The sequence below is a fragment of the Litorivivens sp. genome (genome assembly GCF_041624475.1).
In the GTDB taxonomy this organism is placed as follows: domain Bacteria; phylum Pseudomonadota; class Gammaproteobacteria; order Pseudomonadales; family Spongiibacteraceae; genus Litorivivens.
On the sequence record NZ_JBFJUX010000008.1, the window covers coordinates 1 to 24772 of the forward strand.

At 57.4% G+C, this 24772-nt stretch carries 26 protein-coding genes; 11 read left to right on the forward strand and 15 right to left on the reverse strand.

Going from position 1 to position 24772, the window contains the following annotated elements; translation table 11 throughout:
• Positions 1-1794: FAD-dependent oxidoreductase (locus ABY734_RS09950; protein ID WP_372778851.1), on the forward strand; the 1794-nt coding region annotated here is incomplete at its 5' end.
• Here ABY734_RS09950 and ABY734_RS09955 read toward each other — a convergent pair.
• The gene (locus ABY734_RS09955) at positions 1791-2561 is read right to left on the reverse strand and encodes an exodeoxyribonuclease III (RefSeq protein ID WP_372778853.1); all 771 of its coding nucleotides are present in this window, start codon (positions 2559-2561) and stop codon (positions 1791-1793) included. The genes ABY734_RS09950 and ABY734_RS09955 overlap by 4 nt on opposite strands.
• Before the next feature lie 315 nt (positions 2562-2876).
• On the opposite strand from ABY734_RS09955, the gene ABY734_RS09960 reads away from it, so the two are divergent.
• From ABY734_RS09960 to ABY734_RS09980, 5 genes are all read left to right on the forward strand, one after another.
• Complete coding sequence (locus ABY734_RS09960) at positions 2877-4019, forward strand: PepSY-associated TM helix domain-containing protein (protein WP_372778855.1); 1143 nt, start codon at positions 2877-2879, stop codon at positions 4017-4019.
• Between the two features lie 82 nt (positions 4020-4101).
• On the forward strand, positions 4102-5169 hold the full coding sequence (locus ABY734_RS09965; protein WP_372778857.1) for a hypothetical protein: 1068 nt from the start codon (positions 4102-4104) through the stop codon (positions 5167-5169).
• Positions 5170-5174: 5 nt separating this feature from the next.
• Positions 5175-6548, forward strand: a complete 1374-nt coding sequence (locus ABY734_RS09970) for a DASS family sodium-coupled anion symporter (protein ID WP_372778859.1) — start codon at positions 5175-5177, stop codon at positions 6546-6548.
• A 161-nt stretch (positions 6549-6709) separates the two neighbouring features.
• Positions 6710-7702 (forward strand): Rieske 2Fe-2S domain-containing protein, encoded by a 993-nt coding sequence (locus tag ABY734_RS09975; RefSeq protein WP_372778861.1) that lies wholly within the window; start codon positions 6710-6712, stop codon positions 7700-7702.
• A 103-nt stretch (positions 7703-7805) separates the two neighbouring features.
• Positions 7806-8150: a hypothetical protein gene (locus tag ABY734_RS09980; RefSeq protein ID WP_372778863.1), complete on the forward strand. Its 345-nt coding sequence runs from the start codon at positions 7806-7808 to the stop codon at positions 8148-8150.
• On the opposite strand, the gene murI is transcribed toward ABY734_RS09980, so the two are convergent.
• Both murI and ABY734_RS09990 read right to left on the reverse strand, forming a co-directional pair.
• The gene (gene murI, locus ABY734_RS09985; protein ID WP_372778865.1) at positions 8147-8956 is read right to left on the reverse strand and encodes a glutamate racemase; all 810 of its coding nucleotides are present in this window, start codon (positions 8954-8956) and stop codon (positions 8147-8149) included. The two genes, ABY734_RS09980 and murI, sit on opposite strands and share 4 nt — an antisense overlap.
• 20 nt (positions 8957-8976) lie before the next feature.
• Positions 8977-9456 (reverse strand): peroxiredoxin, encoded by a 480-nt coding sequence (locus tag ABY734_RS09990; RefSeq protein ID WP_372778867.1) that lies wholly within the window; start codon positions 9454-9456, stop codon positions 8977-8979.
• A gap of 141 nt (positions 9457-9597) precedes the next feature.
• Between ABY734_RS09990 and ABY734_RS09995 the strand changes: the two genes are divergently transcribed.
• The 4 genes from ABY734_RS09995 to ABY734_RS10010 all read left to right on the forward strand — a co-directional run bounded on the left by ABY734_RS09995 (position 9598) and on the right by ABY734_RS10010 (position 12391).
• Positions 9598-10011, forward strand: a complete 414-nt coding sequence (locus ABY734_RS09995; protein WP_372778869.1) for an Hsp20/alpha crystallin family protein — start codon at positions 9598-9600, stop codon at positions 10009-10011.
• An 89-nt stretch (positions 10012-10100) separates the two neighbouring features.
• Positions 10101-10868, forward strand: coding sequence for an adenosylcobinamide-GDP ribazoletransferase (gene cobS, locus ABY734_RS10000; protein ID WP_372778871.1), 768 nt, complete (start codon positions 10101-10103; stop codon positions 10866-10868).
• 118 nt (positions 10869-10986) lie between these two features.
• Entirely contained in the window at positions 10987-11385 is a 399-nt protein-coding gene (locus ABY734_RS10005; RefSeq protein ID WP_372778873.1) for a PA2779 family protein, read from the forward strand.
• A gap of 73 nt (positions 11386-11458) precedes the next feature.
• Entirely contained in the window at positions 11459-12391 is a 933-nt protein-coding gene (locus ABY734_RS10010) for a PA2778 family cysteine peptidase (RefSeq protein WP_372778875.1), read from the forward strand.
• A gap of 24 nt (positions 12392-12415) precedes the next feature.
• Here ABY734_RS10010 and ABY734_RS10015 read toward each other — a convergent pair whose 3' ends face one another.
• From ABY734_RS10015 to ABY734_RS10030, 4 genes are all read right to left on the reverse strand, one after another.
• Positions 12416-14719, reverse strand: coding sequence for a Tex family protein (locus tag ABY734_RS10015; protein ID WP_372778877.1), 2304 nt, complete (start codon positions 14717-14719; stop codon positions 12416-12418).
• A 126-nt stretch (positions 14720-14845) separates the two neighbouring features.
• Positions 14846-15487 (reverse strand): TetR/AcrR family transcriptional regulator, encoded by a 642-nt coding sequence (locus tag ABY734_RS10020; protein WP_372778879.1) that lies wholly within the window; start codon positions 15485-15487, stop codon positions 14846-14848.
• A 121-nt stretch (positions 15488-15608) separates the two neighbouring features.
• The gene (locus ABY734_RS10025; RefSeq protein WP_372778881.1) at positions 15609-16025 is read right to left on the reverse strand and encodes a phasin family protein; all 417 of its coding nucleotides are present in this window, start codon (positions 16023-16025) and stop codon (positions 15609-15611) included.
• Between the two features lie 134 nt (positions 16026-16159).
• The gene (locus ABY734_RS10030; protein WP_372778883.1) at positions 16160-16537 is read right to left on the reverse strand and encodes a hypothetical protein; all 378 of its coding nucleotides are present in this window, start codon (positions 16535-16537) and stop codon (positions 16160-16162) included.
• Between the two features lie 286 nt (positions 16538-16823).
• On the opposite strand from ABY734_RS10030, the gene ABY734_RS10035 reads away from it, so the two are divergent.
• A complete protein-coding gene (locus tag ABY734_RS10035; protein ID WP_372778885.1) occupies positions 16824-17606 on the forward strand; it encodes an esterase/lipase family protein in 783 nt (260 codons plus the stop codon).
• Between the two features lie 96 nt (positions 17607-17702).
• Here ABY734_RS10035 and ABY734_RS10040 read toward each other — a convergent pair whose 3' ends face one another.
• The 8 genes from ABY734_RS10040 to ABY734_RS10075 all read right to left on the reverse strand — a co-directional run bounded on the left by ABY734_RS10040 (position 17703) and on the right by ABY734_RS10075 (position 24755).
• Positions 17703-19256: a phosphoenolpyruvate carboxykinase gene (locus ABY734_RS10040; RefSeq protein WP_372778887.1), complete on the reverse strand. Its 1554-nt coding sequence runs from the start codon at positions 19254-19256 to the stop codon at positions 17703-17705.
• Positions 19257-19413: 157 nt separating this feature from the next.
• Positions 19414-20277, reverse strand: coding sequence for an Hsp33 family molecular chaperone HslO (gene hslO / locus ABY734_RS10045; protein ID WP_372778888.1), 864 nt, complete (start codon positions 20275-20277; stop codon positions 19414-19416).
• Positions 20278-20302: 25 nt separating this feature from the next.
• The gene (hslR, locus tag ABY734_RS10050) at positions 20303-20695 is read right to left on the reverse strand and encodes a ribosome-associated heat shock protein Hsp15 (protein WP_372778890.1); all 393 of its coding nucleotides are present in this window, start codon (positions 20693-20695) and stop codon (positions 20303-20305) included.
• Positions 20692-21348 (reverse strand): GMP/IMP nucleotidase, encoded by a 657-nt coding sequence (yrfG, locus tag ABY734_RS10055; RefSeq protein WP_372778892.1) that lies wholly within the window; start codon positions 21346-21348, stop codon positions 20692-20694. The genes hslR and yrfG overlap by 4 nt, the downstream gene beginning before the upstream one ends.
• Positions 21349-21421: 73 nt before the next feature.
• Positions 21422-21604, reverse strand: coding sequence for a hypothetical protein (locus ABY734_RS10060; protein ID WP_372778894.1), 183 nt, complete (start codon positions 21602-21604; stop codon positions 21422-21424).
• A gap of 88 nt (positions 21605-21692) precedes the next feature.
• Entirely contained in the window at positions 21693-22916 is a 1224-nt protein-coding gene (locus ABY734_RS10065; protein WP_372778896.1) for an acyl-CoA dehydrogenase family protein, read from the reverse strand.
• 13 nt (positions 22917-22929) lie between these two features.
• On the reverse strand, positions 22930-24042 hold the full coding sequence (locus tag ABY734_RS10070) for an acyl-CoA dehydrogenase family protein (RefSeq protein WP_372778898.1): 1113 nt from the start codon (positions 24040-24042) through the stop codon (positions 22930-22932).
• A gap of 101 nt (positions 24043-24143) precedes the next feature.
• Positions 24144-24755, reverse strand: coding sequence for a TetR/AcrR family transcriptional regulator (locus ABY734_RS10075; RefSeq protein ID WP_372778900.1), 612 nt, complete (start codon positions 24753-24755; stop codon positions 24144-24146).
• Between the last annotated feature and the right edge of the window lie 17 nt (positions 24756-24772).

A 24772-nucleotide genomic window follows, 5' to 3' on the forward strand; every position in this document is an offset into this window, starting at 1 on the left:
GAGCGTTTAAAGGCCATTAATCGCGGTGTTGAACGCGACGGTGCGCTCTATCTTTTCTCCATTCGGCTAGTGCCGATTTTTCCCTTCTTTGTCATCAACCTGTTAATGGCGCTCACCCCCATTCGGACCTGGACGTTTTACTGGGTCAGTCAGGTGGGTATGCTGGCTGGCACCATTGTCTACGTGAATGCCGGCACCCAGCTGGCGCAGATTTCTTCGCCGGCGGGGTTGCTCTCAACCGAATTGATTGTCGCGTTCACGTTGCTGGCACTGCTGCCCTGGTTCGGCAGGGCGATTGTCAATCGGGTGCAGGCTATGCGCGTGTATCGCGGCTGGCAAAAACCGAAAACCTTTGATCGCAACCTGATTGTGATTGGCGCCGGTTCCGCCGGCCTGGTCAGTGCCTATATCGCAGCGACAGTTAAAGCCAGTGTGACGTTGATCGAGCGTCACCGGATGGGCGGAGACTGTCTCAACACCGGCTGTGTTCCCTCCAAGGCCCTGATCAAAAGCGCTCAGGTGCAACACTTTGCGAATACCGCGCCGCGTTATGGTCTTAAAACCTTGGCGCCGGAAGCGGACTTCGCAGCCATCATGCAACGGGTGCAGTCGGTAATCAACCGCATTGAGCCCCACGATTCCGTGGAGCGCTATTCAGAGCTGGGGGTGGATTGCCGCATGGGTGAGGCGAAACTGGTGTCGCCCTGGGAAGTGGAGATTCGCAGTGAGAGTGGTGATCCGGAGCGCTTGAGTGCCCGCAGTATTATTGTTGCCGCCGGCGCCCGACCGCTGGTGCCGCCGTTTCCCGGTTTGGATGAGGTGGGGTACCTTACTTCCGATTCACTGTGGAATCTCGAAAAAAATCCCGGTCGCCTGCTGGTGCTTGGCGGCGGGCCAATCGGTTGCGAACTGGCACAGGCATTTGCCCGCCTGGGGGCGCAGGTGACACAGGTAGAAATGCTGGCGCGTATTCTGCCGCGTGAAGATGTTGACGTAGCGCAAGCCGCAACAGAGGGGCTGCGTCGCGATGGTGTTGAGCTGCTTACGGGTCACAAGGCGGTGCGCTTCGCCCGTGAAGATAACGAAAAGGTGCTCTACGCCGAACATCAGGGGAGCACAGTCAGACTGGTGTTTGATGAAGTGCTGGTGGCTATCGGCCGTAAGGCCAACGTGGAGAGCTTCGGGCTGGAAGAGTTAGGCATTGAATTGCGCGACAACGGCACGCTGGCGGTTAATGAGCATATGCAAACCCGTTACCCTAATATTTATGCCTGTGGCGATGTGACCGGCCCCTACCAGTTTACTCATGTGGCGGCGCATCAGGCCTGGTACGCTGCGGTGAATGCCCTGTTCGGGAAGTTCAAAAAGTTCAAGGTCGACTATTCAGTCATTCCCTGGGCGACCTTTATCAGCCCTGAAGTGGCTCGGGTCGGACTCAATGAGCAGGACGCCATTGATCAGGGTGTTGACTATGAAGTGACCCGCTATGGCATCGATGATCTGGATCGGGCCATTGCCGACGGCAGCGATGAGGGCTTTGTCAAAGTGCTTACTGCCAAAGGTTCAGATCGTATTCTCGGGGTGACGATTGTCGGTGCCCACGCCGGCGATCTGATTGCCGAGTATGTGCTGGCGATGAAGCACGGCATTGGCCTGAAGAAAATACTCGGCACCATTCATATCTACCCGACGCTGGCCGAGGCCAATAAGTATGCGGCGGGGGAGTGGGGTAAGGCCCACGCGCCGCAAAAGTTGCTGCAGTGGGTGGAGCGCTTTCACCGCTGGCAGCGCTAAGCCAGCTTCAGATCGACACTGACCGGGCAGTGGTCTGAACCAAAAATATCATTCCAGATCGCTGCATCTTTGATCCGGGACTTCACCAGCGAGTCGCTTCCGAGAAAATAATCTATCCGCCAGCCCACGTTTTTAGCCCGCGCGCCGGCGCGGTAGCTCCACCAACTGTACTTCACCGTTTCTGGATAAAAATAGCGAAAGGTGTCGACAAAGCCTGCCGTCACGATGTTGTCCATGCCATCAATTTCTTTCTGGGTAAAGCCGGCGCTCTTGTTGTAATTGGGTTTGGGCCGGGCAATATCGATGTCGCGGTGGGCCACATTGAAGTCGCCGCACATCAGTACCGGTTTTCGTTGCTCCAGAGTTTTAACGTAGCCCAGAAAGTCCCTATCCCAGGTTTCCCGGTAGGGCAGGCGCACCAGCTCGTTTCCAGAATTGGGGGTGTAAACCGTTAGCAGGAAATAATCCTCAAATTCGGCGGTGAGCACGCGGCCTTCTCTGTCGTGTTCCTCGATGCCGATATCGGCGAAAACCCGTATCGGCTCCTTGCGTGTCAGGATGGCCACACCGGAGTAACCCTTGCGTTCGGCGGAGTTGCTGTATACGTGGTAGCCCTCGACACCTTCCAGGGCGGCCACAACCTGATCATCCTGGGCCTTGGTTTCCTGCAGACAGAGGATGTCGGCATTCAGGCTGGCCAGTGAGTCGGCAAAGTCCTTTTTCATCACGGCTCGAATGCCGTTGACGTTCCAAGAAGCAATCCGCATTTCGCTGAGTCCCCATTCTTACAAAGCGCGCATTGTACCTCAGCGCGGTGGTGGGGTGCTTTACTACAAATGATATTGATAATGGTTCGCGTTTGCGTTTAAATGCGACGGCTTGCTTAGCCTCGCAGAACAACATTCTGAAGGCCTGCTGCTTGACCGTTCGCCCAATGCGCGATCCCCGATAAAGCCCAGTGCCGCATTGACTGTCGAGAATGTGACGGATGAAAAGTACATCGCCAGCCTTTAACGGGAGCAGGGCTAGTGAGGTGCGCCGCGTCACAGTCAGCTTACTGTTTCCCGAGTTTTTTGGCGTATATGAGTAATAAACTGCTGTTCCGTATTCACAGCTGGTCGGCCCTTGCGGTCTGCCTGCCGCTGCTTGTGATCTGTCTGACCGGCAGCGTGCTGGTGTTCAAACACGAAATCGACAGCCTGTTGATGCACGACAGGGTAAGGGTTGAGCCACTGCCGCAGCGGCAGAGCCTCGACACCCTGCGCGATGTGGTGAACGAGACCTACCCCCGCCACGAAGTGGTGGGTTGGACCTTGTTCGAAGATCCGGCCCGGGCGGATCTGGTGTATGTCATTGCCCACGGCAGCAGCGACTGGTCGTATCTTCTGCTGGATCAGTATCGCGCAGCGATATTGGCGCCTGTGGTCTCCACCACCCACTACCTCACCGACTGGTTGCTGGAGTTGCACTACACTCTGCTGCTGCATGATGCAGGTCTGCTGCTCAGCGGACTGATCGCGGTTATTCTCTGTCTGCTGGGGATTACCGGCCTGTGGCTGCACCGGAGCTTCTGGAAGAACCTGTTTACCTTGCGCACTAAAGCGCGACGCGTGCTCTATTACAGCGACCTGCATAAACTGGTGGGCGCCTATGCGTCGCCGGTGCTGTTGGTTCTGGGCTTTACCGGCGCTTACTGGAACCTTACCCACTTTGCCCACGAAGTGGAGGAGCATGCCGGTGGTGAGGAGCACTATAAGATGCAGGCGCGGCTCTACAACGACGGGCTGTCACTGCAGGCTTTGCACGATCGAAGCGAGCAGGCGCTTCCGGATTTTGATGCCACCTATATTTCCCTGCCCTGGGAGCCGGGGCAGGGCATACGCTTCTTTGGTGATATCAACAGTTCGAACCCTTTGCTGAGCCAGTACGCCAGTTCGGTTCACTTTGATGCCCAGAGCGGCGACATGAAAGATGTTTACGATATTCGCGAGCAGGGTGTGTCAGCAAAGACTATGGACAGCTTTCGCCGACTTCATTTCGGCGATTTTGCCGGGCTGCCAAGCCGCATTATCTGGTGCCTGTTCGGACTCGCGCCTGCGGTGCTTGCCTTTACCGGCGTCAGTCTGTGGCTGAAGCGACGTCCTCAGCGGCGCCGGGCGGCAGCCAAGGCGAAGGCAAGAGTGGAGTCACCGGCGCAGACACCCGGCGCCGTGCGTCGGGTCTAAGGGCTGCCAGCCATCGCTGGTTTTTGTTACTCCAGTGCAGGTAGTATGGTGCCCACCAAATAATCATAATCGTGGGTGACCTATGACACGTCTGTTGGTGCTTGCTCTTCCTTTCCTATTGGCCGCGTGCGATGCCCAGCGCGATTTTCCCTGTGAGCCGGTAGATGACCGGGTGCCCATCTGCGGTTTGCAGGCGCCGGAAGATATTGAGCCGACCCCCGATGGCAAACACCTCATTCTGAGTCAGTTTGGCGGCATTACCGGCTCGGATTCGGGCAGCCTGATGTTGTTTGATCCGCAAACCGAAACCACACTGCCGCTGTATCCTTTGGCCAGTCAAACGGCCGAGCCGGAGGGCTGGGGCGATGCCGATTGTCCGGGCGCGCCGGGGGCGACTATTTCCCCTCATGGCATTCATCTCTCCCAGCGCAGTGACGGTCGCTGGCAGTTACTGGTGGTAAACCACGGTGGCCGTGAGTCGGTGGAATTTTTTGAGTGGCGCGATGACAGTTCGCTGCACTGGCAGGGCTGTGTAGTGTTGCCGGATGGCGCCTTCCTCAATGATTTGGTCGCAACGCCGGAAGGGGGCTTTTTGGTGACCCACATGTTTCCGAAGGACAATATCTGGGCGCTACTGCGTACCTTCTTTGGCGCGGAACGCGGTCATGTCTGGCGCTGGCGCGAAGGTGAAGGGGTGGATATCCAGCCTGGAAGCCTGGGTTCCTTCCCCAACGGTATTCAGATCAGCGGCGATGGTGAAGTCCTGTTCCTGAATCTCTATACCAATAACCGCGTGCGAAAAATTGCGCGCGACAGCGGCGAACACCTCGGCGAAGTGGAAGTTGCGCATCCAGACAACAGCAGCTGGTTGCCGGATGGTCGTTTGCTGGTCGCTTCTCATCCGCGCGACAAACTGCTGCCTGGCCTGTGTGGCGATGTGCACAGCGGCGCCTGCGAATCGCGATTTCAGTTGATTGCCATCGATCCAGAGACCATGGCTGCGGAAACTCTGTTTGACCACAAGGGCGCGCCGATGGGCGCGGGAACGGTGGCAGTGGAGTGGGGCAATTACTGGTTTATCGGCTCTTATGCGGGAGACCGCCTGTTACGGGTGCCTGCGCCTACCGCCGGTGTTGAAGCTGGGAAGTAAGGCTCGTGAGTAACTCGAACCTGAGGCTCCTTGCGGGGCCAGTACTGGGCGGGCTGGCGGTGCTGCTGGGCTGGTCGATGGGGCTAAATCAGCACGCCACCGTTACCCTGTCAGTCACTGCCTTCTGTCTGGGCTGGTGGTTCGCCGAGGCGGTGCCGATCGCCGTGACTGCCCTGATCCCCCTGGCGGTTTTCCCGCTGTTTGGCGTGCTCAGCAAAGCCGAGGTTGCCGAGGCCTATGGCGCCTCCATTGTACTGCTGATGCTGGGCGGTTTTTTGCTGTCGCGGGCCATGGCCTATCGCGGTGCGCACTACCATCTGGCCCTGATGGCTCTGCACTGGGTGGGTGCCGGCAGTGAGCGGCGTTTGATTGTCGGGTTTATGCTGGCCTCTGCCCTGTTGAGTATGTGGATTTCAAATACCGCCACCACCCTGATGCTGCTGCCGGTGGCGCTGGCCATTCTCGATCGCTTGCAAAGACCGACACTGTCGGTGCCCCTGCTGCTGGGGATTGCCTATGCCGCCAGTATCGGCGGTATCGGTACGCCGATTGGCACACCGCCCAACCTCGTCTTCATGCAGGTCTACACGGAGCTGACTGGAGAAGAAGTCAGTTTTATTGGCTGGATGCGCTGGGGCCTGCCGGTGGTGCTGCTGTTGCTGCCGGTGGCCATGTGGTGGTTGTCGCGAGGCTTGAACAGCGCGCTGTCGGCTAGCTTGCCCGACAGGGAGCCTTGGGATGTGGCGCAAAAACGGGTGTTGTGGGTGTTTCTGGTCACGGCGCTGCTGTGGATCACTCGCAGTGAACCCTTTGGGGGCTGGTCTGGTTTGCTGGATCTACCGGGTGCCAACGATGCCACCGTGGCGTTACTGGCGGGGGCGAGCCTGTTCGCCATCGGCGACGGCAAGGGGGGCAGACTGCTGGACTGGGAGGCAACCAGAGAACTGCCCTGGGGCATTCTGATTCTGTTCGGTGGTGGGATCTGTATTGCCAAGGCCTTTGCCGCTTCGGGGCTTTCCGAGCAGGTCGCCGGAGCGGTAACTGCTCTTCAGCACTGGCCAGTACTGTTGCTACTGCTGGTGCTCTGCCTGAGCGTAACCTTCCTCACCGAAGCGACCAGCAATATGGCCACGGCCACCCTGCTGCTGCCGATTCTGGGCGCTGCCGCGCTGGGACTGGGTTTGCCCCCGGCGTTGTTGATGGTGCCAGCGGCGATAAGCGCCAGCTGCGCCTTTACCCTGCCTATTGCCACCGCGCCGAACGCGATCGTTTACGGCAGCGGCATGATCAGCGTGCCGCAGATGGCCCGGCGCGGAGTGGTGTTGAGTGTGCTAGGGGCTGTGATCATTGCCTTGAGCAGCTTTGTGCTGATTCACTGATTACTTGGCAAAATCGGTCATAAGAGGAAAAATACTGCGTCATTGGCAGCTATCGACAGCAAGATGACAGCATTTGTCATTGTTTGTCTGGCCAGTGAGCGTAGAGTTGCAGCTCAGAATCGAATGCCGGGCCTGTCCGGCCGACAAGTGAGGTGAGAGACATGTCACAGCGTTATCCCATGCCCATGCCCTTTGGCTGGTACGCCGTTTCCTATGCCGATGAGCTGGCGCCGGGCGAGTCCCGCGCCGTGCGTTATTTCAATCAGGACCTGGTGCTGTTTCGCACCGAAAGCGGAACGCCCGTGCTGCTGGAAGCTTACTGCCCGCACCTGGGTGCTCACCTGGGTTACGGCATTCACGAAAATGAAGGCAAGGGCGGTCGTATTGAGGGCGAATCCATTGTCTGCCCCTTTCACGCCTGGAAGTTCAATGAAAAAGGCGAGTGTACCGACGTACCTTATGCCAAGAACATGCCGCCGAAAGTGGCGGGTAAGCAGTGCCTCTATGCGTTCCCGACCCGTGAGACCAATCAGGTAATCTGGGCCTGGTATCACCCGGAGCGCATCGACCCGCTGTGGGAAGTTGAAACCCATGAGGAGATGAACAGCGACGAGTGGTCACCGCAGGACCGCTACGACTGGACCCTGAAAACCCACCCCCAGGAAATGGCGGAAAACGCCGCTGATCCAGCGCACTTTCGCTATGTTCACGGCACGGCGTCATTCCCCGAGTGGGAAACCACCTACGATGGACCCAAGTCGCGCGGACTGCAGAAGGCCAATATGCCGACACCACGCGGTGAAGTGAAGGGTGAAATCCACACCGCCAGTTTTGGTCCCGGTCAGGGCTATACCCGCTTCAAGGGCATCGCTGAAACCTGCCTGATGGGCTTGACCACACCAATCGACAACGAAACCGTGCAGATTCGCTTTGCCTTCACTCAGCCGAAGATCAATGGTGAGGTGAAGAAAGGCGGCGTAAATGCGGCGATTGTGAAAGACATCGTCGGTCAGCTGGAAGAAGATGCGCCTATCTGGGAGCACAAGATCTACCGCCCGCTGCCGATCCTGTGTGACGGTGATGGCCCGATTGCTAAATTCCGCAAATGGTACAGTCAGTTCTACGCTGACGGTTTCGACCCGAAAGCCCTGTAATTCTCGGCAAACAGTCGGGATCGTGAAAGGAGGCCTGGTGCCTCCTTTCTTTTTTTCGGAAACCTGCTAAGGTTTAGCCCGAAATTTTGTTTGTGCGGTAGCAATGAAATTACATAATAAGGCCATTGGAATGGCCGCACTGCTGCTTTTACAGGTAGTAGGCCTGTCTCAGGTAATAGCCGATTGCAAAGAACCTCCGATGCCAGTAGTACCGGATGGAAGTACGGCTGACAAGCAGACCATGCTCGAAGCTTACCGGGAAATGCGCAACTATCAGGCCCGGGCGCAGAGCTTTCTGGACTGTATCGATGCGCTCAAGGTGTCGGAACCGGATGTGGATGTAGAAATCCTGCTGGAGCGACTGAACGCCTACAACCGCACGGTGGAAAACATGGATAGTGTATCGCGCAAGGTGCACGCTGAGCTGGATACCTTCAATACCCGCTAATCCGCAGCGACCAGCGTTGGTTTCCGGGATATTCCCTGCGCGGCGAGTTTTTCCAGAAAGTGTGCGCTGACCTTCCTTTCTCCCAGCACGATAACGCGCTGTTCACCGGGCTGGCCTCCAGTCGGCAGGGCTGAGTCGAGCAAAGACTCCACCCGGCGGGCAATTGCTTCGCCGGAGTCCACCAGACTCACCCCGGGAAAATACTCATGCAACTGCGCTGCGACCAGCGGGAAATGGGTGCAGGCCAGCACCAGCGTATCCATGTCAGGAGCGCGGGGGTGGCCTGCGAATTCTGCCGCCAGCGTCTGGTAAAGCTCCGGGTGATCTGTGCCCTCCCAGAATTGGCGTTCTATGGCAGGCGCCAGCGCACTGCTGCCCACCGATATCACACAACAGTCTGCGGCAAAATCCTTGATGAGTTGCGCGGTGTACTGCCGGCGCACGGTGCCGGGAGTAGCGAGCAGGCCGATTACGCGACTGCGGCTGAACGCAGCCGCTGGTTTAATGGCTGGCACAACACCCACCACGGGCAGAGTCAGCCGGGCGCGCAAGGCGGGTAGTACGGTAGTGCTCGCCGAATTGCAGGCAACGACCAGCAGGTCAGGACGGGTTTGTTCTACCAGTGCGGTAATTGTCGCGCAAATATGCGCGCTCAGTGCAGCCTCTTCCCATTCACCGTAAGGAAAGCCGCCGCTGTCCATGGCGTAGATCAGATTGAGGTGGGGGAGGCGGCGATGTATTTCGCCGCCGATACTGAGAGAGCCAACGCCCGAATCAAATACCAGAACGGTGGGTACTGCGCTCATGGCTTTGTCCGGGCGAATGCTTACAGAAGTTCGAGGATCTTTTCGGCAGAGGTTTCGACAATGCCGCCGGGCGGTTCAATGGCAAAGTGGCTGACCACGCCATCATCGACAATCATTGCCATGCGTTTGCAGCGCACGCCCATACCAAAACCGGAGCCGTCCATTTCCAGGCCGCAGGCCTTGGTGAACTCGGCATTGCCGTCCGCCAGCATCAGGATTTCATCGGCGTTCTGGTCCTTGCCCCAGGCGCCCATTACGAAAGCGTCGTTTACAGACAGGCAGGCGATGGTATCGACACCTTTGGCCTTGATTTTGTCCGCATTGACCACAAAACCGGGTAGGTGAGTCATGGAGCAACCGGGGGTAAAGGCGCCGGGCACGGCAAACAGAACCACTTTTTTGCCGGAGAAAATACTGTCGGTGGTAATGTCCTGAGGGCCTTCGCCGCCCATGGTTTTCAGCGTTACGGAGGGGATTTTATCGCCTGTCTTAATCGTCATTGGAGGCTCCTTCTGTCAGTGAGGGGCTAAGTCTACCCCCAGCGCGCAGGTACTTGAAAGGCCCCTCTTGAAAAATCATCGCGTGTCCCCATTTTGAAAGTAACAGGCAATTGACGCCTGGTAAGTATTTGGAGGTGAATCATGTCTGCGTTTACTTACACACCCTATGCCTGGCTGGATGACTTCCGCCGGGATTTCAACCGCTTCGTCAATGCCGGTGCAGAGCAGCAGAGCTGGAGTCCGGCTGTGGATCTGGCCGAGGACGAAGGCGGTTATTTCATTACGGTCGATCTGCCGGGCGTGAATCCCGATGATGTGGAGATCACAACGCACTCCCAGCAGCTGACGGTTAAAGGCAAGCGCGATTGGGACGACGGCGAGCGCACCAGTCTCAGCAAGGAACGCTGGCGCGGCGATTTCGTGCGACGGTTTACCCTGCCGAAAATTGCCGACGTGGATCGCATCGAGGCCAAATACAACAATGGCGTTCTGGCGATCCATCTGCCGAAGTCAAAAGATGCTGAGCCTCGCCGTATCGCCATTAACGTCCACTGATCGGCTGAACTGGACAGGGCTCCGTCATCGGAGCCCTTTCGCTCTCAAGGGGGAGCGGCTAAGCTTGCGCTTTTGTCGGCTTGCTCCCTATGTCTGAACGCACACATCTGTCAGCAGCGCTCAATGAATTCTGGCTTGCCTGGACTTTTCTGACGCGGTTGCCCGCGCTGGGGAAAATCCAGTACTCGCCGGAAGCGTTGAATCGGTCCGCGCGCTTTTTCCCCTGGGTGGGCCTGGTGCTTGGATTGTTGCAGGCACTGGCCTACAGCCTGACGCTCAGCCTGTTTTCCAACGTCTGGCTGGCAGCGCTCTTCAGTGTCCTGTCGGTTGTTTTGTTGACCGGAGCCTTTCACGAAGACGGTTTTGCCGACTATTGCGACAGCTTCGGTGGTCAGGATCGTGCTAGCCGGCTAAAAATCATGACCGACTCGCGTCTTGGCACCTTCGGGGTGTCTGGATTGTTTTTTGTGCTAGCGCTGCGTGTTGCGCTGATTGCCGCGCTGGAAACCGAACTGGTGTTGATCGTTATTGTTCTGACTGCGGGCCTCAGCCGCTGGGCAGCGATCAGCCTTATGCTGAAGACACCCTATGCGAAAACGGAAGGCAAAAGTAAACCCCTGGCCGAATCCATTGATCCGCCGGCCCTGTTACTCGCTGCAGCCCCTTTGTTGCCGCTGTTGTTGTTTATGGAACTTGCCATGATCCTGGCGCTGATTGTGATCCTTGCGCTATTCATAGTGGGATTTTCCGCACAATTGCGACAGCGATTGGGTGGTTTTACCGGTGATGCCCTGGGCGCGGCGCAACAAATCAGCGAACTCCTGGTCTATAGCTGCATACTGGCCGTCAGCGTGTAGGCGGGTTTGGCGGCTTTAATTCCCGTGAATATTTACAAGCGCTGAACTCGCCTTGGTAACAGGAGTAGAATGCGCTCTTATCGAGCTGATTTTGTAGCTAACAACTGGAGGTAGTTTTATGCATCGCACAAAAACCGGAAAGACCCTGTCCCTGATTTTGTCAGCCTTGGTCATGTGGAGCGGTCTGCTGCTGTCATCCGCCAACGCAGGCGTTATTTCGTCCTCTGACATGTTGGTTGAGCAGCACCAGTTTGAGAACAAGCAATCGGTCAAAGCCTTTTTTGATCGCGACGACGTGAAACAGCAGCTGGTGGATATGGGCGTTTCGCCAACTGACGTTGATGCACGCATTAATGCAATGACCGCCGCTGAGCTCGCGGAGCTAAATGCCAACCTGCAGGATGCGCCCGCCGGTGCCGGTCTGGTCGGTGTGGTTCTGACGATCTTTATTGTGTTCGTCATTACCGATGTGATTGGCGCGACGGATATCTTCCCCTTTATCCGTCCGGTTAACTGATCAGTCTGAGTTGACTATGACTCTGTTTTATAAACTCGCCTCTTTGAGGCGAGTTTTTTTTCGTCTGCTGGTTATGTCTGTAGTCCTGCTCTTATCTGCCTGTGCAACTGTCAAACCCAGCACGCCACCCGAGCGTGAAAGTGTCAGGCTTGATGTGCCCTTCGTGGAACAGGATGTGGCCCATTGTGGTCCGGCGGCGCTCACGTCTGCGTTGCAGTTTCGCGGTCAGCACGTTGCTATCGATGAACTGGTTCGTCAGGTTTACCTGCCCGGTCGGGAAGGTTCGTTGACGTTGGAAATGACCGCCGCTGTTCGCCGTCAGGGTTTATTGCCCTATCCGGCGCTGCCAACCTTGGACGCGGTAGTTGCCGAGCTGGACGCGGGCAACCCGGTGCTGGTTTTGCAGAATCTGTCCTTTAACTGGTGGCCGCAATGGCACTACGCGCTTGTGGTTGGTTATGACGATGCCGGCGCAACCCTGCTGCTGCATTCCGGCAAGCAGGCTTACTATGCGATATCCGCCCGTACCTTTATGAAAACCTGGCACCGCAGCGATTACTGGGGGCTGGTGCCGGTACCGCTGGGAGTGTATCCGGCAGCGGCAAGCGCGCTGCCGTATCTGTCAGAACTTGAGAAAATGCGCGAGACCGACACGGTGTCAGAGCGGCAGTATGAAAATGCTCTGTCAGAGGCCACTGAGCACTGGCCGCGCTCGGCCACAGCCCAGTTTATGATGGCTAATTATTTACAGGACAAAAAACGCGACGGTGCTCTGGCGTATTTTCAACGCAGCCTGCAATTGCAGCCGGGAAATGCGCTGGCCTGGAATAATTTTGCCTTTGCGCTGGCAGCGGCAGGTTGTCCGCTTACGGCCCAGCAGGCGATAAAACGGGCCCGCACACTGGCGCCTTTCGATAGCCGTCTGGAAAACAGCGAAAAGGAACTGTCAGCAGCGACGCCAGGCAGTGAACCCAGCAGCTGCGCGTCCTGGTTGCCGGTTTACTGACACGCCAGCCACGTTGCAAGGGCGTCAGAGACGCCCGCCCTGTTTTGCCTTGGCAAAGGCCGCGGCCAGCGCATTATTGTTTGCGGGTTCCTGCTGGCGAGGCTGCTTGGCCTTGGCGCCGCCATTGCGACGGTTGTTATCGCGTGAGGCTTTATCCTGAGGTGTCGCCTTGTCGTCGAGGCGCATGCTCAAGGCAATGCGCTTGCGCTGAACGTCGACATCGAGCACCTTCACTTTCACGATATCACCGGCCTTCACCACCTCGCGCGGGTCTTTCACAAACTGGTGTGACAGGGCGGATATGTGCACCAATCCGTCCTGATGCACACCAATATCCACGAAGGCACCAAAATTCGTGACGTTGGTGACACAGCCTTCGAGAATCATGTCTGGCTGCAGGTCACTGACTTTCTCGATACCGTCCTTGAAACTGGCAGTTTTGAATTCCGGGCGAGGATCGCGACCGGGTTTGTCCAGTTCGCTGATAATGTCACGAATGGTGGGCAAGCCGAATTTGTCATCCATAAATTGCTCGGGCTTGAGTCCGCGCAGGAAAGTACTGTCCCCAATCAGTGCGCCAACCTGGCGGCCACACTGCTGTACGATTTTATCCACCACACTGTAGGATTCCGGGTGAACGGCTGAGCTGTCCAGCGGGTTGTCGCCGTTCATAACGCGCAGAAAGCCCGCCGCCTGTTCAAAGGTCTTATCGCCCAGACGGGGGACCTTTTTCAGGGATTCCCGATCCTTGAACATGCCATGTTCATCTCGGTACTGCACCAGATTGGCAGCGATGCTCGCGTTCAAACCCGAGACGCGGGTCAGCAGCGCCGGCGAGGCGGTATTCACATCAACGCCGACTGCGTTTACGCAGTCCTCGACTACCGCATCCAGTGAACGCGACAGGGCGGTCTGAGATACATCGTGCTGGTACTGGCCGACACCGATGGACTTGGGCTCTATCTTGACCAGCTCGGCCAGCGGATCCTGCAAACGCCGGGCGATGGAAACCGCGCCGCGAATGGTGACGTCAAGATCCGGGAATTCCTTGGCGGCATACTCGGAAGCCGAATAGATGGACGCGCCGGATTCGTTGACCATGACTTTGGTGGTGTTCAGCTCGGGATGCGCCGCCAGCAGATCGCCGACAAATTTGTCGGTTTCCCGGCTGGCGGTGCCGTTGCCGATGGCGATAAGTTCGATGTTGTAGGTTTTGATCATCTTCAGCAGCACCGCACCGGCTTCGGCCAGTTTGTTTTGCGGAGGGTTGGGGAAGATCGCGCCGTGGTCCAGCACCTTGCCGGTGGCATCGATTACCGCCATTTTGACGCCGGTGCGCAAGCCCGGATCCAAGCCGATAGTGGCGCGCGGGCCTGCCGGCGCCGCCAGCAGCAGATCTTTCAGGTTGGAGGAGAACACCTGGATGGCATCGGCCTCGGCGCGCTCGCGCAGCTGGCCCAGCAGGTCAGTCTCAAGATGGATATACAGTTTGATCTTCCAGGTCCAGCGCACCACTTCGCTGAGCCATTTATCGGCAGGGCGGTTGGAGAAACTGAGGTTCCAGTGGTCGGCCACCATGGCCTCGCAGGGGCTGGCGCTGGCTTCGTCGCCGAGCTGGATGTTGAGGGAGAGTACGCCTTCATTGCGGCCGCGAAACATGGCCAGGGCCCGGTGCGAGGGCGTTGTTTTGAGGGGTTCGCTGTGCTCGAAGTAGTCGCTGAACTTCTCGCCTTCCTTTTCCTTGCCGGTCATCACTGCAGCGGTGAGTCTGCCTTCTTCCCAGACAAAGTTGCGCAGCTTCTGGATCAGGTCTGCGTCTTCGGCAAAACGCTCCATCAGAATGTATTTGGCACCGTCGAGGGCGTCTTTGCTGCTTTCAATTTTGTGCTCGGGGTTGAGGTAGCCGGCGGCCTCGGCCTCCGGGTCGAGCTCGGGGTTACCCAGCAGGGCGTCAGCCAGAGGCTCCAGCCCGGCCTCGATGGCGATCTGTCCCTTGGTGCGGCGCTTTGGCTTATAGGGCAGATAGAGGTCTTCCAGGCGGCTTTTGGTGTCGGCCTCGACAATCTTTTTTTCCAGCTCGGGGGTGAGCTTGTCCTGTTCACGGATGCTGCTGAGGATGGCCTCGCGGCGCTCTTCCAGTTCTCGCAGGTAGCCCAGCCGACTCTCCAGATCGCGCATTTGCGTGTCGTCCAGGCCGCCGGTGACTTCCTTACGGTAGCGGGCAATAAACGGCACAGTAGCGCCCTCGTCCAATAATTGAACAGCCGCTTCTACATTGCGCAATGCGGTGTTCAGTTCCTGGGCAATGGTCTGGAGAATTTGCTTCATTCGTGTACAACCTGAATCTTATTCGTTAAGGGAGCGCCGCATTATGCAGAAAGTGCTGCGCTGCCGCGAGACTTGACAGCAAGGGAGTGTGACAAGTACCCACCTCTTCCGGCGGGGGAGGGCAGTTCAGGTTAAATCTGCGGTTAATGAGTCGAACAGCTCGCAGCAGTCGTCGTAGAAACTGCGGTAATTCTCGGTGAGGTGGGGAGCGATCAGTGACATGACCTGAAACACGCCCTGGTGTATCTGGAGCTGCTCGGGGGCGTTATTATTCCGCAGCAGGTCATAGGTCAGCCAGAAGGTCACCTGCATGGCCACGGCCTCACTCAGCCGCCCCAACTGGCCCTCGTCCAGGTCCAGCACCCCGCGCTCGATGAGTGGACGGGCAACAGCCTGCGCGGCGGTCACTTTTTGCGCAAGCAGGCGGCGAAAGCGTTTTTCAATGGCGGGGTAGCGCTGCAGGATGTCATTCAGGTTGCGGTAAAAATAGCGCTGCTTGTAGGTTTCCTCGAACACGATGTAGAGGTAGAACCAGGCGTCATCAGGTTTCAGAATCTGGCTGATGGGGGCGCTCAGAATCTCGCTGAGCTCATTGTGAAAGCTCTCGTAGAGAGCACCGATAATGTCCTCCTTGCCCTTGAAGTGGTAGTAGAGGTTGCCGGGGCTGATATCCAGCTCGTTGGCAATGTCCACCGTTGTGACGTTGGGTTCGCCTTCAAGGTTGAACAGTTCGAGGCTAGTTTGCAGAATACGATCGCGGGTTTTCATGGATGTCCGGTCAGACTGTGAGCGTTCGAAAGTGCCATGTTAACCCGTGACTGTCCATAAAAACTGCCCATAAAAAAAGGGCGAACTGTGTCGCCCTTTCTAGTGCTGGCAGGTAGCTGACTTATTCGGCAGCGGCCTTGCTGGCAGCGGCGCGCTTGGCAGGCGCCTTTTTCTGTGCAGCTGACAGCGAATTCACTTTCTTGGCCAGTGCATCGACTTTCTTTTCCAGGCGTTCAAAGTCTTCAACGCTTACTCCGCCGAAGCCCAGATTCGCGCGGACTTTATTGATGCGCTCTTCCAGAGAAGTGGCAGTGCCCTTGCCTTTGCTGGCAACGTCGTCGATCGCAGTGCGTGCCTGTGATTCCAGGTTGCGACCTTTTTCGACCAGCTCGGTGAACAGGCGCGGAGTTTCTTTGCTTGCCTGCTCGTAACGCTCTTGCGCTTCGTCGAAGGCGCGACCGTAGGCGCCGAGGCCGGCCAACCAGATGTTTTTGGCTACATCACTGACTTCTTTCAGTTGAGATTTCTCTTTGCTCATGGCAATTCTCCCAATGGATACGTGTTTGTTGAGTTCGCAGTATCAGGCTTGAAGTAAAAAAGCACGGCGGTCCAGAAGACGCACCGTGCAAAAAAAGACCTGATGGGTTACCTGATCACTCAGGTGCGAAAGCCTTAGGCTTCCGCAGTTGCGTTTTCACTCTTGCGGGAGTTGATGCGCTCTTTCAATTTCTCGACAGAGCTTTTAACCGCTTCAACCTGCTCTTCAACCAGCGCCTTCGGCTTGGCTGCCAGCTCGTCGAATTTGGTTTGGGCGTCAGACTGAACTTTCTCGCCGCGCTTAACCAGATCGGCAAAGATTTCAGAACGCTTTTCTACCAGCGATTGCACTTTGCTGGTGCTTTCCTTGTAAGATTGCTGAGCTTTCTCGGCAACTTCCTGACCTTGTTCCAGTGCTTTACCAGCCAGACCCAGTTGGGCCAGGAATACGTCGCGAGCCAGTTCGTTGGCTTTTTCGAAAGTGCTCTTGGTTTCGGCTTGTTTCTTACTCATTTGCATACACCTCTTGGTCATTGGTTTTTCAGGGGTTCAGATCGTGGCAGTACGACCTATCTCCTGCACCGTTTTCTGAAGCTGGGGCCAACTGTACGGAGAAAAATTAGAATAAACATACTAAAAACGATATTTTTGATTTGACTGAAAAATGACCATCACAGGGCTTGTACGTATGCCATCCAAGTGTGAAATAGGTTTTGATATTTCGTTACCGCTACGGTTATAGTCGAGACAGCGCTTCAAGCACATAACCATTAGAACACTGCGCAGTATGGAGAGCCTGATGAAAAAAACGCCTGCCCACACGGGTCCGAACCTGTTTTCCGCCTTTCTTGAACTGCGCGCCTTTCTTGAGGCTACCGCGGCGGCGTCATTTCAGCCGATGCTGAGAAGTATCGCCAAAGGTGATGGTCAGCCGGTGATCGTTGTTCCTGCTTTTATGACCGGTGACGGTGGCACGGCTTTGCTGCGCCGTTACCTGAATGCAGCCGGATTTAACAGCTACGGCTGGAGGCAGGGCCGGAACACGGGTATTCGTCAGGAGTTTCTCGATAACCTGCTTAACCAGGTCGAAGAGGTGTCAATGCGGCACGACGGCGCCAGGGTGTCGCTGGTTGGCTGGAGTCTTGGAGGTGTTTACGCGCGCGCCGCAGCCAATGCCGAGCCGGAGCTGGTGCGGCAGGTGATAACACTGGGCTCACCGTTTAATGTGGCTACCACGGACAGTATTTCCGGTGGTGTCGCCAAGCTGTACGAATGGGTAAATCCGGGCGGCCTGAGCGACCCCATGCTGGCGGCGGCGGACACTTGGCGTCAATCCCCGCCGGTACCTTCTACAGCGATTTACAGCACCGGTGATGGTGTGGCTGACTGGCACTACTGCATCGATGAGCCAGGTTATCAGACCGAGAATGTGCGGGTTCCCGGAAGTCATATGGGGCTGACTCACAATGCCGCAGTCATGTATGCGGTCGCAGAGCGTCTGGCACAGAAGGATGGTGACTGGGTGCCATTTAACAGCAACTGGCTGCGGCGCCTGTGCTTCCGCGATGCCATAGCGTCTTGAAGAGTGGCTTTCTGATCCGCAAGTTTCTTTAAGCGGGATTTAAACGAAAAAGGCACGCCATTTGGCGTGCCTTTTTTATGGAGCAGTGCTTTTGGTTCAGCTGGCTTTGGGGCCTGCCGCCACGATGGCGTCAGCAACATCGAACTTCTTGATGTTTTCCTGAAACAGCTTGGCCAGTTTGCTCGCTTCTGCGTCGTAAGCGGCCGTGTCACCCCAGGAGTTGCGTGGATTGACGTACTTGTCGTCGACGCCGGGGATGGATTTCGGAATATCCAGGTTAAGGATGTCCAGATGCTCGGTTTCCACATCGCTCAAAGCGCCGTTCTGCGCTGCAGCGACTACGGCACGAGTTACCGGAATCGGGAAGCGCGAACCGGTACCGCCAGCAGCGCCGGAGCCACCGGTCCAGCCGGTGTTGATCAGGTACACACGCGAGCCGAAGTCGGCGATGCGTTTCATCAGCAGTTCGGCGTAGTCACCGGCAGGGCGCGGCATAAAGGGCGCGCCAAAGCAGGTGGAGAAGGTCGGGTGTATGCCGGCCTCTGCGCCCAGCTCGGTTGAGCCGACCCGGGCGGTGTAACCGCTCAGGAAGTGGAAGGCAGCCGCTTCTTTACTGAGGATGGACACGGGCGGCAGAACGCCGGACACGTCACAGGTCAGGAAGATGACGGTTTGCGGCTCCCCTGCAGCATTTTGCGGAACGCGTTTTTCAACGTGCTCCAGCGGATAGCAGCAGCGGCCGTTTTCGGTCAGGCTAGTGTCGTCGTAATCCGGAGTGCGGGTTTCCGCGTCAATCACCACATTTTCAACAATGGCGCCGAAGCGGATCGCGTCCCAGATGATGGGCTCGTTTTCCTGGCTCAGGTTGATGGTCTTGGCGTAGCAGCCGCCTTCGATGTTGAATACGGAGCCCTTGGCCCAGCCGTGCTCGTCGTCACCGATCAGGAAGCGGGCCGGGTCGGCGGAGAGAGTGGTTTTACCTGTACCGGACAGGCCAAAGAACAAGGTGGTGTCGCCTTCGTCACCGACGTTGGCGGAGCAGTGCATTGGCATCACGTCTTTTTCCGGCAGCAGGAAGTTCTGCACGGAGAACATGGCTTTTTTCATTTCACCGGCGTAGCGCATGCCGGCGAGCAATACTTTGCGCTGGGCAAAGTTGATAATCACTGTGCCGTCAGAGTTGGTGCCATCGCGCTCCGGGTCGCAGACAAAACCGGCAACGTTGAGGATGGTCCACTGCTCTTTGCCCTTGGGGTTGTACTTGTGCGGGCGCACGAACATGTTGCGACCGAACAGGGACTGCCAAGCGGTTTGGGTGTGAACTTCAACGGGCAGGTAGTGCTCTTCATGAGCGCCGACGTGGAGGTGCGAAACAAAACGATCGTGATCAGCGAGATAATCTTCAACCCGGTTCCACAGGGCGTCGAACTTGTCGGCGTCGAAGGGGCGGTTGACGCTGCCCCACTCGATAGCGTCGCCGGTAGAGGGCTCTTTAACAATGAAGCGGTCGCCCGGAGAGCGGCCGGTACGCTTGCCGGTTGTAACAACCAGGGCGCCGTTATCAGCGAGTTCGCCCTCACCACGCGCCAGCGCTTGCTCGATAAGCCGCGATGGCGCTAAATCTGTGTAAACAATCGTTTCTGCACTCATTCTCTCGTCCTGTCAAAACGCTCCCGTTGGCTTTCAAGTCGCAACTTGCAGCTCTTGTTTGGGGGCCTGTCTTTGGGCTGCCGCTGCCGGCTTGCAGGGGCGCCAATTTTCGGGGGCGCCATTATGTCAAAAAAGCCGGGCCAGCGCTAACCCTGCCTTAGTGGGGTTGTTCGCGGCCAGAGTTCCCCAGCAATGCGTCGACATCAGGCTCGCTGAAGCTGTAAAAACGGTTGCAGAATTCACAGTTTACGTCGATCACTGACCGCTCTTTGAGAATGTCCCGCAGCTCGTTCTCGCCCAGTGAAAGCAGTGCATTTTCCAGCCGCTCGCGGCTGCAAGTACATTGAAACTGCACGGGTTTTTGCGGGTGCAGGCGAAGGTTTTCCTCGTGATAGAGACGGTAAAGGAGGGTTTCCCGCGGCAGGGTAAGCAGCTCTTCCTGAGTAAGGGTAGCGGCCATGTGACTGAGGTGCTGCCACTGTGAACTATTACCGTCACCCGGTAATTGCTGTAACAGGAAGCCACTGGCGCGCTGGCCATCGCTGTGCAGCCAGAGTCGGGTTTCCAATTGTTCGCTTTGCTTGAAATAGGCTTCGAGGCTGGAGGCGAGGCTGTTGCCGTCGAGCATGACAATGCCCCGATAGGGTTCGCCGTTGCGCGGCTGAATGGTCAGCACCAGTTGGCCGTTAGTAAAAAGCTGGCTGAAGTCGGCGCTGGTGGCCTCTTGAGCCTGACGGGCGATGGCGCGGAAGCTTTGGGCATTGGTGGCTTCGGCCATGATCAGCGGAATCTCGCCTTCACTGCGAATCTGAAGGGTCAAAATGCCGTCAAATTTGATGGTTTCTGCCAGCAGGCAGGCGGCGGCGCACAATTCACCCAGCAGTTCTGCCACCACCGGCGGGTAGTGATGAACCGCGAGCAGCTCCTGATAGCTGGTATCGAGCAATACGTGCTCGCCGCGCACGGCGCAGTCATCGAATGTGAAGCGGCTGATGGTGTCCGCGCAGCTGTGTTTGGTCATAGTCTGGGTTCGGTAATAGTCTGTTTCAGGTTTGCTGTTTAAAGCGGTGAATCTGGCGGCGTTGTTTTTTGTTGGGTCGCTCGCGGCTGACCAGATCGGCGCCGGGACCAAAGGCCTTGCGCTGGGCGGCGCGTGCCTCTCGCTGCTTGATGCTGTCTTCGGTTTCGCGGTAGAGAAGCTGTGCTTCAGGCGCGCCCCGGCGCTGGTCTGACAGGGCCTGTACTTCCACGGTTTTGGCGTCCCAGCCCTGACGAATGGTAAGGGTGGCGCCGAGTTCAACCTCTTTGCTGACTTTGCAGCGTTCCCCGTTGTAGTGAACCTTGCCGCCGTCGATGGCCTGCTTGGCGAGACTGCGGGTTTTGAAAAAACGCGCCGCCCAGAGCCATTTGTCCAGGCGCACCTTGGGGGCTTCGGTCATGGAGTGGGCAAGAGTTCGTCGAAGTGATGAATGGCCGGGAATGCCAGGTTGTCGCGAATGGACTGCTTGCTGTCGGGTTGACGCAGGGTCAGCAGGTGGGCAATGCCGAAATCGGCGGCGGCCTGCAGGACACTGGCGTTGTCGTCTACCAGCAAGGTGCGCTTCTCATCAAAGGGCGCCTCTTCACTGAGTTTCAGCCAAAACTGAGGGTCTTCCTTGGCGGCGGAAAACTGGTGGGAAATGACGATCCGGTCAATCCAGCGGTCCAGGCTGGTGCGCTCCATCTTGATGTCAAGGCTATGCTGGTGGGCATTGGTTACCAGCCAGACTTCGCGGTGGGAGTCGCTCAGCCACTGCAAAAACTCTTCGACATAAGGGCGGATGGCAATCAGGTGATGGACTTCGCGCTTGAGGCTTGGGATATCGAGCTTCAGTTCCTCGGACCAGTAATCCAGGCAATACCAGTTCAGGGTGCCCTGTTTGGCAGTGATCTGTGCTATCAGGCTATCGCGCGTGCTGTCCAGCGGCGTACCGTGAATTTCGCTATAACGCAGCGGCAAATGCTGAGTCCAAAAATAGTTGTCGAAATGGAGGTCGAGCAAGGTGCCGTCCATATCGAGCATGACGGTATCGATGTCCTGCCAGTTAATCATGGGCTGGATGCTGTCCGGTTTGGGTGTAACAGGAATTCTAGCACCGCAGATAAGGTGGGGAACAGACTTGCACTCAGTGTTTGTCTTTTGTCTTGTCGCAAAGACCTTCGCTGACGTAGTCCACATTGAGCCACCATTCGTCGCCAGCGTGATCGCGCAGGCGCGGCAGGCTGCGGTCGCGGTAGGCCTGAGGCTTTACGAACTGGGTTTGCTTGGACTGATCTTCCGGCGCCTTGTCTTTGTTTTCGGAGGCCATGACGACTACCTGACTGCATGCATGGCAGGCCAGTGTAAGAGTGAAGGGGGTGAAAGGGAGTAGGGGAAAACCCCTACTCCAGACTGGGTCAGTGCTGGTTTCCGGAGGGTATGTCCTTGAATGCCATGCCTTTATCGGCGCGAGGTTCCTGCGGCAGACCAAGTACCTGTTCGGCGATGATATTGCGCATCACTTCATCGGTGCCGCCAGCCAGACGGATGCCTGGAGCGAACAGTACCGACTTCTGGAAGTGGGCTTTCTGCGGGGCCAGTGCATCGTCACAGATAGCGCCGGTGTCGGCCATCAGCTGCAAGGCGTAGTTGGCAATGTCCTGGTTCATGACGGCGCCGACCAGTTTGCCAAGCGCCGCTTCCGCGCCGGGCATGCCGCCCTTGGCGACGGCTGTGAGCATGCGATTGGTAGAGGCCTTGATGCCGGCGTGCTGCGTGTACCAGATGGCCAGGCGATCGCGCACCACCGGATTGTTGACCACCGGCTCGCCATCCAGCTCCAGCGTTTGCACCAGCTCGAAAAACTCCGGGAAGCCATCGGGCTGCACACCAGAGATAGCCAGGCGTTCATTCATCAGCACCAGCAGGGCTGCGCCCCAGCCGCCGCCGACTTCACCCAGGCGCTGGCTGTCGGGAATCTCGGCATTGTTAAAGAACACTTCGTTAAAGTGAGAGCCGCCGTCCATCTGTTTGATGGGCTGTACATCCACGCCCGGCTGTTTCATGTCGATAAAGAACATGGTCATGCCGCGGTATTTGGAGACCTCGGTGTCGGTGCGACAGAGGATGACGCCGTAGTCTGAGTGCTGTGCGCCGGAGGTCCAGATTTTCTGGCCGTTGACAATCCACTTGTCGCCTTTCAGTTCTGCCTTGGTGCGCAGACCGGCAACGTCGGAGCCGGCGCTTGGTTCGGAGAACAGCTGGCACCAGACATCTTCTGCCGAAGCCATGCGCGGCAGCAGTGTGGTTTTCTGCTCTTCAGAGGCAAAATGCATCAGGGCCGGGCCACAGTTGCCCTGGCCAATAACGAAGTAACCGTCGGGCTCGTCGTATTTAGCCACTTCCTGTGACCAGATAACTTTGTGAATCTGGGTCAGGCCGGCACCGCCATATTCTTTGGGCCAGGTGGGGCAGGCGTAACCGGCGTCATAAACTTTCTGGTACCAGGCTTTGGCGCGCTCGTAGGCTTCTTCCTGACTGGTTCGGCCGCCGTCTTTGGTTTTCGCAGTAGCGTTGGTTTTTAACCAGGCCTGAACCTCTTTGCGAAACTCGGCCTGTTCCGGGGTATCTTTAAAATCCATAGTCCTTCTCCTCTCAGGCAGCCTTGATGCGCAGCAGGCGCTCGACGAGTAATTCTTTCCACTGGGGATTGCCGCCGAGAATCAGCGACAGGGCCTGGGCCCGGCGATAGTAGAGGTGGCAGTCAAACTCCCAGGTAAAGCCCATGCCGCCGTGGGCCTGAATGTTTTCCTTACTGCACTGGTAATAGGCGTCAATGGCGCTGACCCGCGCGGTGGCCGCAGCCAGTGGCAGTTCGGCATCGTCCGCCGACAGAGCCCAGGCGCCATAGTATGCGTTGGAGCGGGCCAGTTCGGTGGCGACAAACATGTCGGCGAATTTGTGCTTGATGGCCTGAAAGGAAGCGACCTGGCGACCAAAGGCGTAGCGCCCGACGGTGTACTCCTTGCCCATCGCCAGGGCGGCATCACAGCCGCCGATCTGTTCGAAGGCGAGCAATACAGCGGCGCGATCGTAAAGGGTATCGAGCAGGGTTTGAATGTCTTTGCAGTCTGCCAGCTTTTCAGCTGCAGCTCCGTCAAAGTTCAGTTCTGCCAGCGGCAGGGTCGGGTCAATACTGGTCAGCGACTTGCGGCTGACGCCGGATGCGGAAAGATCGACCAGATACAGCCCAGGCTGGTCGTTCTCGGTAGCAAGCACGACAGCCTTGTCGGCAATGGCGCCGTGGAGAACGGCTGTTTTCTTGCCGCTCAGTTTGCCGGCAGTGACGGTGGTGGCGAGCTGGCCGAGTTTCAGTGCGCCCGGCTTTTCCTGCGCAGCCAGGCAGCCGATCCACTCACCGGCAGCCAGTTGCGGCAACCAGCTGTCCTGCTGGGCTTTGTCGGCACCCAGTTTGATGGCTTCGGTGGCGAGGTAAACGGAAGCAATGAACGGCACTGGCGCCAGTGCGCGGCCGAGTTCTTCGGCAATCACACAGAGCTCGAGATAGCCAAGACCCAGTCCACCCTGATCTTCGGCAATGGCGGTGGCGGGCCAGCCCAGTTCGACAATCTGCTGCCAAAGGGGCTGATCATAAGCCTGCTCGCCTTCCAACGTCTGGCGAACGCGTGCGGTGGTGCACTCGCTGCTGAGAAAGTTGCGAGCCTGCTCCTGAATAAATTTCTGATCTTCAGAGAAGTCAAAGTTCATGCTTTGCTCCCGGGTTCTGTGCGGTTTAAGAATCCGGAAGCTTAGCGGCGAGCAGCGGGAGCCACAATAGCAAAACCCTGCGTGGGAAGTGCCAGATCAGGTCAGACCAGGCGCAGATTGGCGCTTCGTCTGCGGGCGACACCAAATAAAGCCTGAACTGCCCGTCGCGCATCGTCGGCGCTGGCCGGCATGCAGCGGAAGGAGAAGGCCAGCCGGCTGACCATATCCAGAATGTCGCTCAGTGCGCCGGCATCTGGCGTGCGTCGCCGGTAGTCGAGGTAGGCGTCCTTAAACAGCTTTTGCCATTCTTCGTTAGCGGCGTCGCCGGTCATATGCGCCAGCAGCTCGTCAGCATTGCCGCTGCTGAGTAAATCCTGGCTGCCGCGGCTGGGCGAAAGCACATCTGCCGCGCAGACCACGGCTTCCTCTACCATGCGGGGGAAATCGTGACTGTAAGAGGAGCAGGCCGTTGCCAGCAGGTCAAACAGGCGGCGACGCTCAAGATCGATGACCGCGGAAATAAGTTCGGCTTTACCGGCATAGTAGCGATACACTGTGCGACGTGTAACATTGGCCGCATTGGCCACGTCTTCAATGGTGGTTGCCTGCACACCTTTGCTGACAAAACAGGTGATTGCCGCACGCAGCAGTTTCTTTTTGCCTGTGTCAACGTCATCTACTCGGGCGCCATTGCCCCAACGTCTGCTAGCCATAAGCCGAATTCTCTTGG

Bases quoted from the DNA above. Each gene is read 5' to 3' on its own strand.
- ABY734_RS09955 (WP_372778853.1), bottom strand. From the start codon at position 2,561: ATGCGGATTGCTTCTTGGAACGTCAACGGCATTCGAGCCGTGATGAAA.
- ABY734_RS09960 (WP_372778855.1), top strand. From the start codon at position 2,877: ATGAGTAATAAACTGCTGTTCCGTATTCACAGCTGGTCGGCCCTTGCG.
- ABY734_RS09965 (WP_372778857.1), top strand. From the start codon at position 4,102: ATGACACGTCTGTTGGTGCTTGCTCTTCCTTTCCTATTGGCCGCGTGC.
- ABY734_RS09975 (WP_372778861.1), top strand. From the start codon at position 6,710: ATGTCACAGCGTTATCCCATGCCCATGCCCTTTGGCTGGTACGCCGTT.
- ABY734_RS09980 (WP_372778863.1), top strand. From the start codon at position 7,806: ATGAAATTACATAATAAGGCCATTGGAATGGCCGCACTGCTGCTTTTA.
- murI (WP_372778865.1), bottom strand. From the start codon at position 8,956: ATGAGCGCAGTACCCACCGTTCTGGTATTTGATTCGGGCGTTGGCTCT.
- ABY734_RS09990 (WP_372778867.1), bottom strand. From the start codon at position 9,456: ATGACGATTAAGACAGGCGATAAAATCCCCTCCGTAACGCTGAAAACC.
- ABY734_RS09995 (WP_372778869.1), top strand. From the start codon at position 9,598: ATGTCTGCGTTTACTTACACACCCTATGCCTGGCTGGATGACTTCCGC.
- cobS (WP_372778871.1), top strand. From the start codon at position 10,101: ATGTCTGAACGCACACATCTGTCAGCAGCGCTCAATGAATTCTGGCTT.
- ABY734_RS10005 (WP_372778873.1), top strand. From the start codon at position 10,987: ATGCATCGCACAAAAACCGGAAAGACCCTGTCCCTGATTTTGTCAGCC.
- ABY734_RS10010 (WP_372778875.1), top strand. From the start codon at position 11,459: ATGTCTGTAGTCCTGCTCTTATCTGCCTGTGCAACTGTCAAACCCAGC.
- ABY734_RS10015 (WP_372778877.1), bottom strand. From the start codon at position 14,719: ATGAAGCAAATTCTCCAGACCATTGCCCAGGAACTGAACACCGCATTG.
- ABY734_RS10020 (WP_372778879.1), bottom strand. From the start codon at position 15,487: ATGAAAACCCGCGATCGTATTCTGCAAACTAGCCTCGAACTGTTCAAC.
- ABY734_RS10025 (WP_372778881.1), bottom strand. From the start codon at position 16,025: ATGAGCAAAGAGAAATCTCAACTGAAAGAAGTCAGTGATGTAGCCAAA.
- ABY734_RS10030 (WP_372778883.1), bottom strand. From the start codon at position 16,537: ATGAGTAAGAAACAAGCCGAAACCAAGAGCACTTTCGAAAAAGCCAAC.
- ABY734_RS10035 (WP_372778885.1), top strand. From the start codon at position 16,824: ATGAAAAAAACGCCTGCCCACACGGGTCCGAACCTGTTTTCCGCCTTT.
- ABY734_RS10040 (WP_372778887.1), bottom strand. From the start codon at position 19,256: ATGAGTGCAGAAACGATTGTTTACACAGATTTAGCGCCATCGCGGCTT.
- hslO (WP_372778888.1), bottom strand. From the start codon at position 20,277: ATGACCAAACACAGCTGCGCGGACACCATCAGCCGCTTCACATTCGAT.
- hslR (WP_372778890.1), bottom strand. From the start codon at position 20,695: ATGACCGAAGCCCCCAAGGTGCGCCTGGACAAATGGCTCTGGGCGGCG.
- yrfG (WP_372778892.1), bottom strand. From the start codon at position 21,348: ATGATTAACTGGCAGGACATCGATACCGTCATGCTCGATATGGACGGC.
- ABY734_RS10060 (WP_372778894.1), bottom strand. From the start codon at position 21,604: ATGGCCTCCGAAAACAAAGACAAGGCGCCGGAAGATCAGTCCAAGCAA.
- ABY734_RS10065 (WP_372778896.1), bottom strand. From the start codon at position 22,916: ATGGATTTTAAAGATACCCCGGAACAGGCCGAGTTTCGCAAAGAGGTT.
- ABY734_RS10070 (WP_372778898.1), bottom strand. From the start codon at position 24,042: ATGAACTTTGACTTCTCTGAAGATCAGAAATTTATTCAGGAGCAGGCT.
- ABY734_RS10075 (WP_372778900.1), bottom strand. From the start codon at position 24,755: ATGGCTAGCAGACGTTGGGGCAATGGCGCCCGAGTAGATGACGTTGAC.